The sequence below is a fragment of the Geothrix terrae genome (genome assembly GCF_022808775.1).
Lineage (GTDB): Bacteria > Acidobacteriota > Holophagae > Holophagales > Holophagaceae > Geothrix > Geothrix terrae.
In genome coordinates, this window is record NZ_JAKZLA010000004.1 from 207653 (window position 1) to 223222 (window position 15570).

At 67.8% G+C, this 15570-nt stretch carries 17 protein-coding genes and 1 tRNA gene; 16 read left to right on the forward strand and 2 right to left on the reverse strand.

Features of this window, described 5'->3' with window-relative positions:
• Nucleotides 1-14: 14 nt before the first annotated feature.
• Nucleotides 15-374, reverse strand: coding sequence for a cytochrome c3 family protein (locus tag MLE42_RS09710; protein WP_243287685.1), 360 nt, complete (start codon nucleotides 372-374; stop codon nucleotides 15-17).
• Nucleotides 375-591: 217 nt separating this feature from the next.
• On the opposite strand from MLE42_RS09710, the gene MLE42_RS09715 reads away from it, so the two are divergent.
• From MLE42_RS09715 to MLE42_RS09730, 4 genes are read left to right on the forward strand one after another with little or no spacing between them, the layout of a single operon-like run.
• The gene (locus MLE42_RS09715) at nucleotides 592-3195 is read left to right on the forward strand and encodes a valine--tRNA ligase (protein ID WP_243287686.1); all 2604 of its coding nucleotides are present in this window, start codon (nucleotides 592-594) and stop codon (nucleotides 3193-3195) included.
• A 1-nt stretch (nucleotide 3196) separates the two neighbouring features.
• Entirely contained in the window at nucleotides 3197-4564 is a 1368-nt protein-coding gene (locus MLE42_RS09720; RefSeq protein WP_243287687.1) for a polysaccharide deacetylase family protein, read from the forward strand.
• A gap of 51 nt (nucleotides 4565-4615) precedes the next feature.
• Nucleotides 4616-5038, forward strand: coding sequence for a hypothetical protein (locus MLE42_RS09725; protein WP_243287688.1), 423 nt, complete (start codon nucleotides 4616-4618; stop codon nucleotides 5036-5038).
• Nucleotides 5035-5673, forward strand: coding sequence for a 3'-5' exonuclease (locus tag MLE42_RS09730; RefSeq protein ID WP_243287689.1), 639 nt, complete (start codon nucleotides 5035-5037; stop codon nucleotides 5671-5673). Before MLE42_RS09725 ends, MLE42_RS09730 begins: the two co-directional genes overlap by 4 nt.
• Before the next feature lie 4 nt (nucleotides 5674-5677).
• On the opposite strand, the gene MLE42_RS09735 is transcribed toward MLE42_RS09730, so the two are convergent.
• Nucleotides 5678-5851 (reverse strand): DUF3606 domain-containing protein, encoded by a 174-nt coding sequence (locus tag MLE42_RS09735; protein WP_243287690.1) that lies wholly within the window; start codon nucleotides 5849-5851, stop codon nucleotides 5678-5680.
• A gap of 422 nt (nucleotides 5852-6273) precedes the next feature.
• Here MLE42_RS09735 and MLE42_RS09740 point away from each other — a divergent pair, with 422 nt between their 5' ends.
• The 12 genes from MLE42_RS09740 (at nucleotide 6274) to MLE42_RS09790 (ending at nucleotide 15430) form a co-directional block, all read left to right on the forward strand.
• Entirely contained in the window at nucleotides 6274-7587 is a 1314-nt protein-coding gene (locus MLE42_RS09740) for a hypothetical protein (RefSeq protein WP_243287691.1), read from the forward strand.
• A 101-nt stretch (nucleotides 7588-7688) separates the two neighbouring features.
• Nucleotides 7689-8258: a hypothetical protein gene (locus MLE42_RS09745; protein WP_243287692.1), complete on the forward strand. Its 570-nt coding sequence runs from the start codon at nucleotides 7689-7691 to the stop codon at nucleotides 8256-8258.
• Nucleotides 8259-8262: 4 nt separating this feature from the next.
• Complete coding sequence (locus MLE42_RS09750) at nucleotides 8263-8754, forward strand: GNAT family N-acetyltransferase (protein WP_243287693.1); 492 nt, start codon at nucleotides 8263-8265, stop codon at nucleotides 8752-8754.
• Complete coding sequence (locus MLE42_RS09755; protein WP_243287694.1) at nucleotides 8741-9112, forward strand: YraN family protein; 372 nt, start codon at nucleotides 8741-8743, stop codon at nucleotides 9110-9112. The genes MLE42_RS09750 and MLE42_RS09755 overlap by 14 nt, the downstream gene beginning before the upstream one ends.
• Before the next feature lie 193 nt (nucleotides 9113-9305).
• Nucleotides 9306-10175 carry a MinD/ParA family protein gene (locus MLE42_RS09760; RefSeq protein ID WP_243287695.1) on the forward strand — a complete coding sequence of 290 codons (870 nt, stop codon included), beginning with the start codon at nucleotides 9306-9308 and terminating at the stop codon, nucleotides 10173-10175.
• A 14-nt stretch (nucleotides 10176-10189) separates the two neighbouring features.
• Entirely contained in the window at nucleotides 10190-11077 is an 888-nt protein-coding gene (locus tag MLE42_RS09765) for a FliA/WhiG family RNA polymerase sigma factor (protein ID WP_243287696.1), read from the forward strand.
• A 57-nt stretch (nucleotides 11078-11134) separates the two neighbouring features.
• Entirely contained in the window at nucleotides 11135-11896 is a 762-nt protein-coding gene (locus MLE42_RS09770) for a sulfite exporter TauE/SafE family protein (RefSeq protein WP_243287697.1), read from the forward strand.
• A gap of 148 nt (nucleotides 11897-12044) precedes the next feature.
• Nucleotides 12045-13877, forward strand: coding sequence for a glutamine--fructose-6-phosphate transaminase (isomerizing) (glmS, locus tag MLE42_RS09775; RefSeq protein ID WP_243287698.1), 1833 nt, complete (start codon nucleotides 12045-12047; stop codon nucleotides 13875-13877).
• Between the two features lie 93 nt (nucleotides 13878-13970).
• Nucleotides 13971-14093 (forward strand): hypothetical protein, encoded by a 123-nt coding sequence (locus MLE42_RS16140; protein ID WP_275975836.1) that lies wholly within the window; start codon nucleotides 13971-13973, stop codon nucleotides 14091-14093.
• An 85-nt stretch (nucleotides 14094-14178) separates the two neighbouring features.
• Entirely contained in the window at nucleotides 14179-14337 is a 159-nt protein-coding gene (locus MLE42_RS09780) for a hypothetical protein (RefSeq protein WP_243287699.1), read from the forward strand.
• Nucleotides 14338-14397: 60 nt separating this feature from the next.
• Nucleotides 14398-14472: transfer RNA gene (locus MLE42_RS09785), tRNA-Val, on the forward strand.
• Nucleotides 14473-14950: 478 nt separating this feature from the next.
• Nucleotides 14951-15430 carry a carboxymuconolactone decarboxylase family protein gene (locus MLE42_RS09790; RefSeq protein WP_420843091.1) on the forward strand — a complete coding sequence of 160 codons (480 nt, stop codon included), beginning with the start codon at nucleotides 14951-14953 and terminating at the stop codon, nucleotides 15428-15430.
• Nucleotides 15431-15570: the final 140 nt, after the last annotated feature.

A 15570-nucleotide genomic window follows, 5' to 3' on the forward strand; every position in this document is an offset into this window, starting at 1 on the left:
CGGGCCCGGGGAGCTCACTTGATGTTGAAGGTGAACTTCCCTTCGTGGCACTCCAGGCACTTCACCACGGGCGGCCTGTGCTGACGGTGGCAGTCCGTGCAGGGATAGGGTTCGTGGGGCGAGGCCTGGGGAGGGGCATGGGGGTTGGGCTTGGCGTCCTTCGTCAGGGCCTTCATGGCCGGGTAGTCCCCGTGGCAGACCATGCAGGCCTCGTCCGGCACCGCCGCGGTGGTGGGTTTCTCCTTCTGGTGGCAGTCGTGGCAGATGAGCTTGGCCTTCACGTGGGGCGCCGGCAGGGGCCGCTCCTGGGCCAGGCCGATCCCGGCCGCCAGCAGTCCCGACAGCCCCAGGATCCCCATCCGAAGAAGACGCATGTAGCCCCCTCATCCATGCCGCGATGCAAATGATGACCATGATATCGCATTACATTCAAGGGCCTTCCCCCTCGGTCCCCCGCCTGGAAGGCCAGTGTCCCCATGGGTAAACTGATCCATTGGGCTGGCCGCTCCGAATGCAGTCGTTCATATCGATCCACATCGGCAAGGCCGATTTGGATCCGGGAAAGGCAAGGCAAAGATGGCAATGCGAGAGATGGACAAGGCATTCGATTTCAGGACGGCGCAGACACGCTGGTACGAGGTGTGGGAGGAGTCCCGCGCCTTCGAGGCGGCGCCGGAGAGCGGCAAGGAACCCTGGTCCATCGTCATCCCGCCGCCCAACATCACGGGCAACCTGCACATGGGCCATGCCCTGGTGAACACGCTCCACGACGTGCTCACCCGCTTCAAGCGGGCCCAGGGCTACGACGCGCTGTGGGTTCCCGGCACCGATCACGCGGGCATCGCCACCCAGATGATGGTGGAGCGGCAGCTCAAGGCCGAGGGCACGGACCGCCACAAGCTGGGCCGCGATGCCTTCGAGCAGCGCATCTGGGAGTGGAAGGAGAAGAACCAGGGCGCCATCGAGCACCAGCTCAAGCGCCTGGGCTGCTCCGTGGACTGGACCCGCAACCGCTTCACGCTGGATCCGGCCCTCAACAAGGCCGTGCGCAAGGTCTTCGTGGAGAGCTACAAGGCTGGCCGCATCTACCGCGGTCCCCGCATGATCCAGTGGGATCCCGCCCTCCAGACGGCGCTGAGCGACCTGGAAGTGAAGTACGAGGAGCGCAAGGGCAAGCTCTGGTACCTGCGTTACCCCCTGGCGGACGGCAACGGCGAGGTGGTGGTCGCCACCACGCGCCCCGAGACCATGCTGGGCGACACGGCCGTGGCGGTCCATCCAGACGACGAGCGCTACCAGGGCATGATCGGCAAGCTCATGAACCACCCGCTCACAGGCCGCCAGATCCCCGTGGTGGCCGACAGCTTCGTGGATCCCGCCTTCGGCACCGGCTGCGTGAAGGTGACCCCCGCCCACGACCCCAACGACTTCGCCGCCGGCCAGCGCCTGAAGCTGGACTCCATCACCATCATCGGCTTCGACGCGAAGATGACCGCCGCCGCCGGGATCTACGCGGGGCTGGACCGGTTCGAGGCCCGCAAGCGCGTGGTGGCGGACCTCGAGGAGCAGGGCTTCCTCGTGAAGGTGGAGGACTACGTCCACAAGATCAGCCTCAGCGATCGCAGCGGCGCCGTGCTGGAACCGCTGGTGAGCGAGCAGTGGTTCATGGATGTGAAGGAGGCCGCCGCCCAGGCCCTGGAGGCCGTCCGCGACGGCCGCATCCAGTTCACGCCCTCGCACCACGCCGCCGTCTGGGAGCACTGGCTCACCAACATCCAGGACTGGTGCATCAGCCGCCAGCTCGTCTGGGGCCACCGCATCCCGGCCTGGACCTGCGCCAAGTGCGGGGAGCTCCATGTGGAGATGGAGCAGCCCTCCGCATGTGGGGCGTGCGGATCGGAGGACCTGGTCCAGGATCCGGATACGCTGGATACGTGGTTCTCTTCGGCGCTCTGGCCCTTCAGCGTCTTTGGGTGGCCGGAGCAGACCGCGGAGTTGAAGCGCTACTACCCCACCAGCGTGCTCATCACGGGCTACGACATCCTGTTCTTCTGGGTGGCGCGCATGGCCATGGCAGGGCTCACCTGGATGGGCGACGTGCCCTTCCGGAAGGTCTACTTCAACAGCCTGGTCCGCGACGCCAGCGGCCAGAAGATGTCGAAAACCAAGGGCAACGTCATCGATCCGTTGGAAGTCATGGAGGAATACGGCACCGACGCCCTCCGCTTCGCGCTCGCCATCATGGCGGCGCCGGGCACGGACATCGCCATGAGCCCCGCGCGGCTGGAGGCCTCCAGGAACTTCTGCAACAAGCTCTGGAACGCCTCCCGCTTCGTCCAGATGAATCTCGACGAATCCATTTCGCTGTCCACGAAGCCAGCATTCGGCGAAGCCGAATTCTGGCTCATCGGAAGGCTGCGGGAAGAGATCGCCGCCATCACCGACGCCATCGAGGCCTTCCGCTTCCATGACGCGGCGGAGCGGCTCTACCACCTGGTCTACGACGAATTCTGCGCCACCTACATCGAGCTGGCCAAGGTGCAGCTCCAGAGCGGCACGACGGCCCAGAAGGCGGCCATCCTCCACTTCCTCGACATCCTCCTGCGGGCCCTGCACCCCTTCGTGCCCTTCCTGACCGAAGAGATCCACGAAGCGGTCATCGCCCCCCGATTGCCGGGCTCAGAGCCGGCTCTGCTGGCCCTGAGAAGCTGGCCTCTCGACGAAGCGATTCTCCAGACGAAGGGCGGCGATGGCACGCTCATCCCCCGGTTCCAGGAGGTGCTCACGGCCTTCCTGCGCCTCAAGGCCGAGCAGGGCGTGGATCCCGCCAAGCGTGTGGCGGCGTTCTGTTCGATCGTCGAGCTGGCGCCCTTCACCGAGGCCTTGAAATCCATCGCCCGGCTGGAGTCCGTCACCTTCACCCAGGGCGACCTCGCCTCATCCACCCGGGCCGTGGCCGTGGTGGCCGGCGGCGCCGTGGCCCTGGAGCTGGTGGGCCTCAAGGATCCCGCGGCCGAGAGGGTCAAGCTGGAGAAGGAGCTGGCCAAGCTGGAGAAGGAGCTGGAGCCCCTGCGGGCGCGCCTCGCCGACGAGAGTTTCGTCACCAAGGCCCCCGAAGTCGCCGTGGCCAAGCTGCGGGGCCAGGCCGAAGAGAGGGAGCAGCGCCTCGCCCAGGTGAAGGCGCTGCTGGCCTGACATGATCCGGAAGACCCTGCCCCTGCTCCTCCTGGCCCTGGCGGTCGGAGGGGTATGGGTCATCCAGCGGCAGCAGGCCCGGCCCGCGGCCCCGCCGCCCCTGCTCGCCGCGGCCGCCCTGGCGGAGGCCGCCACGCATCCGGAGCCCCCAGGGACCGCGCCCCTGCTGGAGGCCCTGCGGGCCGACCTGCAGGTGCACCGCCAGCTCATCGTGATCTTCGCCGACGAAGCCCGTCTCAAGGGGCCCGACCTCGAGCGGGCCCTGGCCGTGGGCCACCGCCTGCACCACGAGCGCCGGGATCTGGTGCACCAACTGAACGGGGCCCTGACTCGGCTTGCGGCGCAGCCTCCAGCTCTGCGGGACCCCGTGGCTTCGGCGCTGCTGGACTGGATGGAGGCCGATCCCGAAGTGCTCGAGCTCGACCGCCTCGCCTTCCGGGATTCCCTGCGGGTGCTCCAGAAACCGCTTCGTCGCGACACCACGCCCGAGGGTGTGCTGCTCAACCGGCGTCTTTCCCGGGACCTCGCCGAAGCGGATCGCGTAGAGGCCCTGGTCGAGACCGAGTACCAGCGGGTCTTCGGAGGCCCGGGGCATCCGGCCCAGGGCGGGCAGCGGGATCGCTGGAACACCTATGTGGCCGAACTCCAGCGGCGCATCCCCCTGGACCCGCTGCTCAAGGGCGCCACCATTCCCAGCCCGGCCTCGGGGCTTCAGGGCAGCGGCGAGATCAATGGCACTGAGCTGCCCGAGAAGGTACTCATCCTCAGCTTCGATGATGGCCCTCATCGCATCTACACCGAAGAAATCAAGGCGATCCTCGAGAAGGAGCATGTGCCCGCGCTGTTCTTCGAGGTGGGCCGGAACCTGGGCTCCCAGGACGCCGCGGGTCAGGTCAAGCTGGGCCCCCTGGCGGCCTACACGGAGGATCTGGTGAAGGGCGGCTTCGTGGTGGGCAACCACAGCTACACCCACGCCCAGCTCAGCAAGGAGACCGGGGTGCCGCTGGACCTGGAGATCCGCGAGACCGACCAGCTCCTGCGGGCCATCCCCGGAGCGCACAGCCAGCTCTTCCGCTTCCCCTACGGCGCGCGGACGCCGCTCCAGTTGCAAGCCCTGGCGGCCTACCACCTGCGCTCGGTGCTCTGGAACATCGACAGCCTGGACTGGGCCGACCCCGTGCCCAGCTCCGTGGCCGACCGCGTCCTGAAGGCCATCGCCCACGAGCAGCGGGGCATCCTCCTCTTCCACGACATCCATGACCGGGCCGGGAAGGTGCTGCCCGTGCTCATCCCGAAGCTCAGGGCCGATGGCTACACCTTCGCCGGACTGGACGGGGAGGGGAGGCTCCGGCTGGTGGACAGGCCCTGAATCCGGCACGTCACCCCTCACCCTGGGAAATGCGGATGCTAACCTGAAGGCATGACGAAGACCTACTACGCTGGCCAGGATGTGGATGCGCCCTGCGGGCGCTGTGGCGGCGAGACGCGCCACCAGGTCCTGACCGTGACCAACGGCGTGCCCGACAAGCTCATCTGCGGGAACTGCCGGTCCGTGCACAAGTTCCGCGCGGCCAAGCCGGAGCCCCTGCCCCGCGCCCCCCGGATCCCCACGGCCGCCAAGGCCGGTGGGCCCCGGCCCGGCTCGCTGGTGGCCCAGTTCCAGGAGGCCGTGGCCCGCGAACAGGGCGGCGCCCAGGCCCGGCCCTACTCGGTGGCCGAACGCTGGGAGGAGGGCGCCTGGATGGACCATCCCGCCTTCGGCCTGGGGCGCGTCCAGCGGCGCATGGGCCGCAAGGTGGACGTGCTCTTCAAGGACGGCCTGAAGACCCTGGTCAGCGCATGACCCAGGACGCCCTCCTCGAGACCAGCTCGCCCGCGCTGCGGGAGCTGCGCTTCGCGGTGCTGGACCTGGAGACCACGGGCGGAAGCCCCAAGGCCCGCTGGGGCAAGGACGGGCGGTTCATCCAGCCCTCGGAGATCACCGAGGTGGGCATGGTGCGCCTCTCGGGCCCGGTGGTGGAGGACCGCTTCTCCAGCCTGGCCGCCATCCAGGGCTTCCTGCCGGAGGAGATCCAGCGCCTCACGGGCATCAGCCTGCCCATGCTGGCGGGCGCCCCCCCCTGGGAGCAGGTGGCCCTGAAGCTGGCGCCAAGGCTGGAAGGCCGCGTCTGGGTGGCCCACCACGCCCCCTACGACGGCAGCTTCCTCAAGGCCTGGCTGCCCGAGGGCATCTGGCGGCGCCACCGCCTCGTCTGCACACGCCTGCTGGCCAAGAAGCTCATCCCCGAGCTGCCCCGGCGGAGCCTGGCGGAGCTCTGCGCCTTCCTCGGCATCACGAACACCCGGGCCCACCGGGCCTTGCAGGACGCCGAGGCCACCGCCGAAGTCCTCCAGCACCTGCTGCAGCGCGCGGAAGACCGGGACATGGACGGGGAGGCCTTCCTCGCCGCCGGCGAGGTGGCCTGGAACAAGGTCTGACGCGCTACGGGATCATCTTCTTCGCCTTCTCGGCGGAAGCCTTGGCGTAGTAGGCGCAAACCCTCTTCCTGGCGTCGGGCTCGATGCCGGCGGCCTTGAAGGCCTCCTTGAGCTTCTTCTCGGGCACGCCCAGGTCCTTGGCCCAGGCCGATGCCGTCTTCATGCCTTCAGCCGCCATGGCGCCCTCCATTGGGACTAGCCTACACCCCGATTCGACGACGCGCGCTTCGGCAGACTCTGCTGCGAGCCAAGGGCAAGCTCGCGCACCATGGTCCGGTGCAACCGCAACCTACCAAGCGGCTCGTCGTCAGATCGCCGGGCCGGTATCGAAGGTGCGGTTGCGGTGGAGCCAGCGCTTCCGGAAGCGGATTCAGGATCGCACAGACTTAATGTCAGCGCGCATCTAGATAGCCCTGAGCGCCTACCATCCGATCGGATGGCGACCATCGGCCGCGGGGACAAATGACAACGCACGGACGACATGCGGTGTTGTTTGATCCTCTATGCCCCTATCTAAGCCCTGCTGGTTGAATTAGTTCGAATGTTAACCTGTTTATCGATGTCAAGACATCAATGCCGAGATATCAATGAGGTCATTGCATGCAGCCCTATTCGAATGCCTCGACGGCGGCCTCGATCAACGCAACCCAACGCAAATTGATGCTTGGCGTCGCCATTGCGACGCTGCTGGCATTTGCCATCGTGATCGCCGACCTGGCGAGCGGCGGCCGCCTTGATCCGCCGGAGCTGCGCGCCGCGGCGACCCTGCTCGACGGCTCCTGGCGATTCCATACCGGCGATGACCCCCGCTGGGCGGAGGCCACCACGGACGATAGCGGTTGGGAGGCGGTCGACATGACCGCCGCGCCGGGGAGCCACGATGGCGACGTCGGTCTGCCCGATTACGTCGGCGGATGGATGGCGCACGGTCATCCCGGCTATCACGGCTACGCCTGGTACCGGCGCGCGGTGACGGTGCCGGCCGGACCCGCGTCGTGGGACATCCTCGGACCGACCCTCGTCGAGAATGGCTACGAGCTCTATTGGAACGGTCTACTGTTAGGCGGGTCGGGCAGGCTCGGTGCGGCCCCGCGGGTCGTCGGCACGCGGCCGCTGCAGTTCGCCCTGCCTGCCGGTGTGGCGGGCACCCGTGGCGTGCTCGCCGTCCGCGCGTACATGCCTCCCGTTTCCGGTGTCAGCGCAGACGGCGGCGGCATGCACAGCGTTCCCATACTGGCTCCGCGGCCGACGAGCGATGCGCTCCACCGCGTGCAATGGCAGCGAACGATCGCCGGTTACATCGTCGACGTGATCGAGCCGTTAACGATGCTTGCACTCATTGGCCTGGCACTCTGGTGCCGGCCTCGAAGCAGCCACGGGCGTTTCTTGATCTTCGCCTGCATCGCGCTCGCGCTCATGGCGGCCAGGCGCCTCAACAACGCGATCGTCGCGTGGACCGATCTGATGGACCTGGCTACCTATGCCTGGCTGGCGTCAGTGATGTGGGTGCCCACGGTGGCCGCCTGGACGTTTGCCTGGAATCGCTGGTGCCTTCCTCCGTGGCGGAGCTTCGATGTGTCCGCCGCGCTGCTGGCGGTCGCCGCGATTGTCGGCGCCGTGATCCATTCGGCAAGTGTGACGAGGGGCAGCCGGCTCGCGTCCATCGCGCTGTTTGTTGTGATAGGCGCGCGCATCGTCCGCAGCGGGTCCATGCGGATCCTGGCGCTCGTCACGTTGGCCTCCGTCATGGCCGCGCTATTCGGCGGCGAACTGCTCGATGCGATCGGCGTACCGGGCATCTGGTTTCCGTTCGGCATCGGCGTGTCGCGGACGCAGTACGTTTACGCGTTCGCGATTCCGCTCCTCGCATTCTTGAGCGTGCGGACCTTGTTTCCAAAGAGAGCGGATCGATAGGCGATACGGCGAGGTGGTACCGCGGCCTTCAGATCCTCTGCCAAGACAGCCTCCCTCTGACCCCTTGCCGGACCTTGGAGGGATAGCGGTACACTCCCCGCATGGATCTCACCCGCTTTCTCGATCTCGTCCGCACCCAGGGCTGGCAGGGCTGGTCCCTGTGGGCCGTGCTGCTGGCCCAGGCCCTGCTCTGGGTCGGGCTGGTGCGCCTGCACCTGTCCCTCCATCGGGAGGAGGCGCCCTGGGATGAGTGCATCGGGAAGATCCGCAGCGCCTTTCTCCGCAAGCTGAACGGCGAGGAGGAGATCCAGGAGCTGAAGGTCCACCGCTACGCGCCCCTGGTGGACCAGCTCCTGGCCCTGCATTTCGCCGAGGAGAAGAGCGACCGCTTCGACCGCTGGCTGCTCCTGCGCTGGAAGGTGAAGGAGGGGCTGCGTCCCTTCTGGATCCGCTGGGGGCACCTCATCATCGCCTTCGGGGCCGTCACCTGGTTCCTCCAGGGCCTGCGCCTGGACCTGGGCACGGAGGTGCTCAAGCGCACGCCCGTGGACCCCCGCATCCTCTGGGTCTGGCTGGGCTACGCCATGATCCTCGCCTGGAAGATCGTGCGCCTCCACGGCAACCTCGAGCGCGTCCAGCGCAGCCTCCTGCTGCCCCGGCGGGACGAGTAGCACCATGTCCTTCCTGATCCAGCCCTTCCAGCTGGGCCTCGAGGACCAGGTGCTCGACCTGATCCTCCCCATCCAGCAGATCGAGTTCGGCGTGCCCATCACCGCCCGGGACCAGCCGGATCTGGCACGGATCTCCGAGGTCTACCAAGCGGGTCGGGGCGGATTCTGGGTGGGCCTCGCAGAGGGTCGCGTGGTGGGGGCGCTCGGCCTCATCGATTTCGGAAGCGGAGGCGCCCTGCGGAAGATGTTCCTCCGCAGGGACCATCGCGGCAGCGGGTTGGCCCAGGCCCTCCTCGGCACCCTGCTCGACCACGCCAGGAATCACACCCTCCCGGGCCTCTGGCTGGGCACCCTCCCCCACATGGGCGCCGCCCACCGTTTCTACGAGCGCAACGGATTCCGGCGCGTGGAACCGGAGGAACTGCCCCTGGACTTTCCTCGCATGGCCGTGGATACCGTGTTCTACACGTTGGACCTCCCCCGTGCGTCGCGGTGAGGCGGCCCGCCGCCTGGGCCTGCGAGCCGAACGGCTGACGCTCTGGCTGCTCTGGGCCCGGGGCTGGGACCTGGTGGCCTGGCGGCAGAAGCTGGGCCGCTACGAGCTGGACCTGCTCCTGAGCCGCGGGCCGGAGCTGCGCCTGCTGGAGGTGAAGGCCCGGCGACCCGGCGCCTGGGTGGGCGCCGACACGGCCCTGGAGCCCGAGCAGCGCCTCCGTCTCCAGCGGGCCTTCCGCGCCTGGCTCGACCGGGTGCCCTGGCCCGGGCAGGTCACCTTCCAGCGGGTGAGCTGGGCCGGGCTGAGGTGCCGCTTCCATCCGCCGGAGCGCTGGGACGCCCTCAAGCTCCGCCCCTGAGACCACCCGGAACCATCGCTCCCGGCCGGTCCGTCCCGGAGCCGGCTCCGCGTGGCACAACCCTCGCCCCACACCCACCGGGTGTCGGTATGTTGACCTTCCAGAACTGTCTGCTTCCATCACGGGCCCACCGGGCCCGTCGGCCGGGTTTGGCTGCCTTCGGCCTCCGGCCGGGGCGGACCGGGGCATCCGCATGAGCGACCACCCGGTTCCCCGCCTCCGCAGCCTTCCCCTGGGCCAGGGGAATGAGGCGCCCATGTTCGCGGCCCGGGTCGTGGCCATCACCTCTGGCAAGGGCGGGGTGGGAAAAAGCAATGTCACCGCCGGCTTGGCCATGACCTTGGCCCGGCAGGGCCAGCGGGTGGTGGTCATGGATGCCAATTTCGGCCTCTCCAACCTCGATATCCTCCTGGGTCTTTCGCCTAAATACACGCTGGAGCACGTATTGCGCGGCGAGAAGGTGCTGGAGGAGATCCTCGTCGAGGGACCGATGGGTGTACAGATCCTGCCCACAGGCAGCGGACTCCAGGAGCTGACCCGCCTCGACACCCTGAGCGAGCTGCGCCTGGTCCAGGGCCTCCAGCGGGTGGCGGAGACGGTGGATTGGCTGTTGATCGACACGGCCGCGGGCATCCACGAATCGGTCCTCAAGCTGCTCCTGGCGGCGCAAGAGGTCATCCTCGTGGCCACACCCGAACCCACCAGCCTGGTGGACGCCTACGCCATGGTGAAGGTGCTGCACCTGCGCGAGCCTTCGAAACCACTGTGGCTGCTGGTGAACAACGGCCACAGCGCGGACGAGGCCCGGGAGACCATCGATCAGCTCCAGGAGGCCACGGAGCGGTTCCTGGGCAAGCGGCTCCAAGTGCTGGGCATGGTCCCCCACGATCCCCACATCCTCCAGGCGGTGCGCCAGCAGCGAGGCGTGGTGGAGCTCTTCCCGGACTGTCCCGCCGCCCGGGCCTTCGGCCTCATCGTCCGGCAACTGCTGAGTCAAACGTCCTTGCAGGTCGATGACTTTGCGGCATTCTGGAAGCTGCCCGCGCCCGGTGACGCGCCCTAGGAACCTGGATGGTCGTGAGTCCTGACCATGAGCCCTTCGATTCCGGTCCATCGACTGGGGATGAGCTGGCGCGTGCCGTGGCGGCGGCTCCGGCCGCCCTCCGTCCCTGGGCGGCCCTGCTGGCGGCCAGCGAGCGGGCGAAGGAATCCGAAGCCGCCCCCGCCGAGGACGACGACGAGCCCGAACCCTTCGACCGGAACAACCGCGAGCAGATCATCAAGGACTACGTGCCCCTGGTGAAGTTCGTGGCCCACCGCATCGCCTCGCGGCTGCCCTCCCACGTGGAGCTGGACGACCTCATCAACAGCGGCATCCTGGGCCTGATGGACGCCATCGAGAAGTTCGAGCCCACCCGCAACATCAAGTTCAAGACCTACGCCGAGCTGCGGATCAAGGGCGCCATCCTAGACGGCCTGCGGGACCTGGACTGGGTGCCCCGCAGCCTCCGGCGGAAGAAGAAGGACATCGAGACCGCCTACCGGCTCATCGAGCAGCAGAAGGGCCGGGCGGCCTCGGACGAGGAGGTGGCGCGCCATCTGGGCATCGCCCTCGACGAGCTGCATAAGAACCTGGATGAGCTCAAGGGCGTCACCCTCGGCACTTTCGTGGACGCGGGGGAGGACGGCGAAGGCGAGAGCCTCATCAGCTTCGTGCCGGATCCAGACGCGGAGGACCCCCATCAGGTCTTCCAGACCGCGGAGATCAAGGACATCCTCCAGTCGGCCATCGAGGGACGTCCCAAGAAGGAGAAGTTCGTGGTCCAGCTCTACTACTTCGACGAGCTGACCATGAAGGAGATCGGGATCCTACTGAACATCACGGAATCCCGGGTCTCCCAGCTGCACACCAAGGCCATGCTGCAGCTCCGCAGCAAGCTGCTGGAGAAGCAGATCCGGGGCTGATCGGATCGCCGCCCCGGCCCAGGACCCTTCGAGGACGCCTTCACTTATCCTGGGAGCATGTCGCTTCGCCTGCTCCTGATCGGTCTTCTCGTCGGCTTCATGGGTGGGCTCTTCGGCAAGGGGGGGAGCGCCGTCGCCACCCCGCTGCTGCAGCTGGCCGGGGTGCCGGCCTTCTTCGCCGTGGCCTCCCCCCTTCCCGCCACCATCCCCGGGACCCTGGTGGCCAGCCTGGCCTACCTCAAGGAGGGGCTCTACGACCGGAAAGTGGTGTTCTGGAGCATCCTGGCGGGCGTGCCGGCCACGGTGGCCGGCGCCTGGGCCAGCCACTGGGTGGGCGGCACCGGCCTCCTCCTCCTCAGCAACCTGGTGATCTCCGGCCTGGGCCTGTCCTTCCTGATGCACCCCACCACGGCGCATGCCGCGCCCGACCTGGCCCCTGCCGCCAAGACCTGGCTGGCGGCCGCCGTGGGATTGGTGGTGGGCTTCCTGTCGGGCCTGCTCGCCAACGCCGGCGGCTTCCTGCTGGCGCCGCTCTATGCCAGGGTGCTCCGCCTCCCCCTGAAAACGGCCTTCGCCTGCTCCCTGGTGGCCTCCGCCGCCCTCGCCATCCCGGGCACCGTTGTCCATGTGGCCTTGGGCCATGTGTCCTGGCCCATCGTGCTGATCTTCGGCCTGGGCTCCATTCCCCTGTCCTACCTGGGCGCCCGCACCGCGGTCCGCATGAACACCCGAACGCTGGAGCCCATCTTCGGCTGCGTGCTGCTGATCATCGGGGCCCTGGGCGTGGCCGACAGCCTCGGATGGCGGCTGCACCTCTGACCGGGGCCCCGCAGCCACCGCGCGGCCGCCTCGTGGCGGGGACGCCACATCTGTGGTCCTGGTCCCACCGCAAGCCGTGGCCCTCCCACCACATTGGTCCCGCTGGCCGTGCGCGCTAAGGTGAACGCGGACAGGAACGGAGGTCGACATGTGCGGCATCGTCGGATACATCGGCCAGCAGGGTGCGGCGGGCATCCTGGTGAACGGCCTGAGGAGCCTGGAATACCGGGGCTATGACAGCGCGGGCGTGGCCCTGTCGGACCCCAAGGATGGCTTCCGCGTCATCCGGGCCTCGGGCAAGCTGGCCAACCTCGCGCAGAAGGTGGACCTGTCGGACCCCACGCCCCTGGGCATCGGCCACACCCGCTGGGCCACCCACGGCCGGCCCACGGAGGAGAACGCCCATCCCCACCGCAGCGGCGACGGGCAGGTGGTGGCCGTGCACAACGGCATCTTCGAGAACTTCCTGGAGCTGCGGGCCGAGCTGAGGGCCGCCGGCGAGACCTTCCGCTCCGAGACGGACACCGAGTGCTTCCCCGTCATGGTGTCCCACCTGATGAAGCACGGCATGAGCTTTCCCGAGGCCTTCCGCGAGGCCGTGGGCCGCATGCGAGGCATCTACGCCCTGGCCTGCCTCCAGGCCTCGGACCAGGACCGCATCCTCGCCGCCCGCAGCGGCCCCCCGCTGGTGCTGGGCCTGGGCGAAGGCGAGACGTTCCTGGCTTCCGACGTGGTGCCCCTCCTGCCCCACACCCGTCGGGTGGTTTTCCTGGAAGACGGTGACCTGGTGGAGCTGACCCGCGAGGGCGCCCGCATCTTCCGCCTGGACGGCAGCGAGGCGCACCGCCAGGTCCACACCATCCCCTACGATCCCATCGCCGCGGAGAAGGGCGGCTACAAGCACTTCATGCAGAAGGAGATCTTCGAGCAGCCCCAGGCCCTCTCGAACACCCTGCTGAACCGCCTGCCCCTGGATGGGGAGACGATCCCCCTGGACCTGCCCTTCAGCGCCCAGGAGCTGGCGGACCTCAACCGGATCCACATCGTGGCCTGCGGCACCAGCTGGCACTCGGGCCTGGTGGGCAAGTTCCTCATCGAGCAGCTGAGCCGCGTGGCCGTGGAAGTCGATTACGCCAGCGAGTACCGCTACCGCGAACCCGTGATCCAGCCGGGCACGCTCCTCATCGGCATCACCCAGAGTGGCGAGACCGCCGACACCCTGGCCGCCATGAAGGAGGCCGCCGCCCGCGGGGCGCGCACGCTGGCCGTCTGCAACGTGATGGGCTCCACCGCCACCCGCCAGGCCGAGGCCACGATCCTGACCCACGCGGGCCCGGAGATCGGCGTGGCCTCCACCAAGGCCTTCACCACCCAGCTGGCCGTGCTCACCCTGCTGGCCCTGAAGCTGGGAGAAGCCAAGGGCACCGTGGATGCGGTGCTCAAGGCCGAGCTGCTCCAGGGCCTGCGGGAGCTGCCCGCCCACCTGGAGCGCCTCAACAGCCTGGAGCCCCAGATCATCCAGTGGGCCCAGCGCTGGAAGGACGCCACGGACTTCCTCTACCTGGGTCGCGGCCCCTGCTATCCGATCGCTCTGGAAGGAGCACTGAAGCTGAAGGAGATCTCCTACATCCACGCCGAGGGCTACCCGGCCGGCGAGATGAAGCACGGTCCCATCGCCCTCATCGACAAGACCCTGCCTGTGGTGGCGCTCATGCCCCACGACGCCCACCGCGAGAAGACCCTCAGCAACCTCCAAGAGGCCGCCGCCCGCGACGGCCGCATCCTGGCCCTGGTCACCGAGGGCGACACGGGACTCACGGGCATCGCCGAGGACGTGTTGGAACTGCCCGCCGTCCATCCCTGGCTGGCGCCCATCGTCTACGCCGTGCCCCTCCAGCTGCTGGCCTACCACATCGCGGTATTGAGAGGCTGCGACGTAGACCAGCCACGCAACCTGGCCAAGTCGGTGACGGTGGAATAGCCCGGTCACCAGAATTTCCAGGAAAGTCACGGCCGCCCCGCCGGTTCGGCCCCACCTTCAAGGTGGACGGGTGTCCCCCGGATGGAGGCTGCCATGGCCGCCCACTTCCTCCGCCGCCACGACTTCGCGCACGACCCCTCGATCGATTGGCTGCTGATCCTGATCGGGGCCCTGTTCGCCTGGCTCTTCTGGCCGGCCACCCACGTTCACCATTGACCCTTTCCGGAGGGTTTGGATGGCGCTGGGCAAGTTCGCGACCGATGTTGGGTATGGACCGTGGTCCTCAGGATCGGAGGTTCCCATGACCACCCACGCCCACCCCCATCCTCATGGTCATCCCCACTTTCATCCCCAGGTGCCCCTCGCCCGGTTCACCCTGGATCATCCCTACGCCGCCGAATGGACCCTGGTGATCCTCGGCACCCTGGCCGCCCTGCTGCTCTGGTACTGGAACAGCTGACCCCCGCCCCGCCTGGAGGCTCGACAGCCGCCCCCGTTCCGCTAAGATAGAGCTTCGCGCTGGCGCGTAGCTCAGGGGTAGAGCACTACCTTGACACGGTAGGGGTCGGCGGTTCGAGACCGCCCGCGCCAACCAGCCAAAGGCCGCATTTGCGGCCTTTTCTGTATCTCCAATCGGGCGGTCTCGAGCCGCCGAGAAAGTCCGGCGGGCAGGTAGGGGCCCGCTGGAGGCCCTCCAGTGGAGGGCCGGAGGCGATCAGGCCCCGTGCCCAGCCGGACGCATGCTGACTCGGGGCTCCGCCCCTCGCCCTTCGGGCGGCAATCCGCTCCGCGGATTCCGTCCTATCCTCCCTCCGCTCCGCTTCGGTCGAATGGTCGAGACCGCCCGCGCCAACCAGCCAGGAAAAGCTCGAACCCCCTAGGCCGGACTGTTGGTTTCCAAAAGCCACATGGGCCTGTAACCTTTCGGCGCCCGGATGCGTGTCGTCTGTTGAAGGGGCAGCCGAGCAGGATCCCCATCCCAAGGACGGGCGGGACCCTGAATGACGCGCCAAACCCACAACAAGCATCCTTCGCGGCTTCTTGCCATGGATGCCAGCAAACAAGGAGAAGCAATGCAACCTCGACTGGATTACACCAAGGCTTCATCGGGTGCCTTCAAGGCGATGCTGGGCTTGGAAATACACGTGAGCAAATCGGGGCTGGAGCCGTCGCTGGTCGAGCTCGTCAAGCTGAGGGTCTCCCAGATCAACGGCTGCGCCTTCTGCCTCGACATGCACACCAAGGAACTGAGGGCTTCGGGTGAAACCGAACAGCGGCTCTACCTTCTGAGCAGCTGGCGGGAGGCCGCCCTGTACTCCGAACGGGAACGGGCCGGGCTGGCCTGGGCGGAGGTCCTCACGCGCCTCCCGGAGGGGGGTGTGCCGGATGAGACTTTCGAGCTGGTCCGGAACCATTTCAGCGAGACCCAGTTGGTCGACCTGACTCTGGCCATCGTCTCCATCAATGGTTGGAACCGGCTGAACATCGGTTTCCGGACTCCGGCCGGGGGCTATGTCGCCCGGTCGGCGGCGGCGCTGCTTGCGGGTGACTAGGCCCGGTTCCTCTGGCTGATCGTAGGCGCATCTGGGATGCAATAGCCGGATGGCCAGGTCCTTTGATCTTAGGGATGCCCCCTCCTGAACCAGTGGCCCGGGGGGGGGCAAAGGGCAGGAAATCACCATGCAAGCCAGAT

Excerpts from the sequence above, each read along its gene's own strand:
- MLE42_RS09780 (WP_243287699.1), top strand. The coding sequence starts at position 14,179 with ATGACCACCCACGCCCACCCCCATCCTCATGGTCATCCCCACTTTCAT.
- MLE42_RS16140 (WP_275975836.1), top strand. The coding sequence starts at position 13,971 with ATGGCCGCCCACTTCCTCCGCCGCCACGACTTCGCGCACGACCCCTCG.
- MLE42_RS09710 (WP_243287685.1), bottom strand. The coding sequence starts at position 374 with ATGCGTCTTCTTCGGATGGGGATCCTGGGGCTGTCGGGACTGCTGGCG.
- MLE42_RS09790 (WP_420843091.1), top strand. The coding sequence starts at position 14,951 with ATGCAACCTCGACTGGATTACACCAAGGCTTCATCGGGTGCCTTCAAG.
- MLE42_RS09745 (WP_243287692.1), top strand. The coding sequence starts at position 7,689 with ATGGATCTCACCCGCTTTCTCGATCTCGTCCGCACCCAGGGCTGGCAG.
- glmS (WP_243287698.1), top strand. The coding sequence starts at position 12,045 with ATGTGCGGCATCGTCGGATACATCGGCCAGCAGGGTGCGGCGGGCATC.
- MLE42_RS09770 (WP_243287697.1), top strand. The coding sequence starts at position 11,135 with ATGTCGCTTCGCCTGCTCCTGATCGGTCTTCTCGTCGGCTTCATGGGT.
- MLE42_RS09720 (WP_243287687.1), top strand. The coding sequence starts at position 3,197 with ATGATCCGGAAGACCCTGCCCCTGCTCCTCCTGGCCCTGGCGGTCGGA.
- MLE42_RS09740 (WP_243287691.1), top strand. The coding sequence starts at position 6,274 with ATGCAGCCCTATTCGAATGCCTCGACGGCGGCCTCGATCAACGCAACC.
- MLE42_RS09750 (WP_243287693.1), top strand. The coding sequence starts at position 8,263 with ATGTCCTTCCTGATCCAGCCCTTCCAGCTGGGCCTCGAGGACCAGGTG.
- MLE42_RS09730 (WP_243287689.1), top strand. The coding sequence starts at position 5,035 with ATGACCCAGGACGCCCTCCTCGAGACCAGCTCGCCCGCGCTGCGGGAG.
- MLE42_RS09725 (WP_243287688.1), top strand. The coding sequence starts at position 4,616 with ATGACGAAGACCTACTACGCTGGCCAGGATGTGGATGCGCCCTGCGGG.
- MLE42_RS09735 (WP_243287690.1), bottom strand. The coding sequence starts at position 5,851 with ATGGCGGCTGAAGGCATGAAGACGGCATCGGCCTGGGCCAAGGACCTG.
- MLE42_RS09760 (WP_243287695.1), top strand. The coding sequence starts at position 9,306 with ATGAGCGACCACCCGGTTCCCCGCCTCCGCAGCCTTCCCCTGGGCCAG.
- MLE42_RS09715 (WP_243287686.1), top strand. The coding sequence starts at position 592 with ATGGACAAGGCATTCGATTTCAGGACGGCGCAGACACGCTGGTACGAG.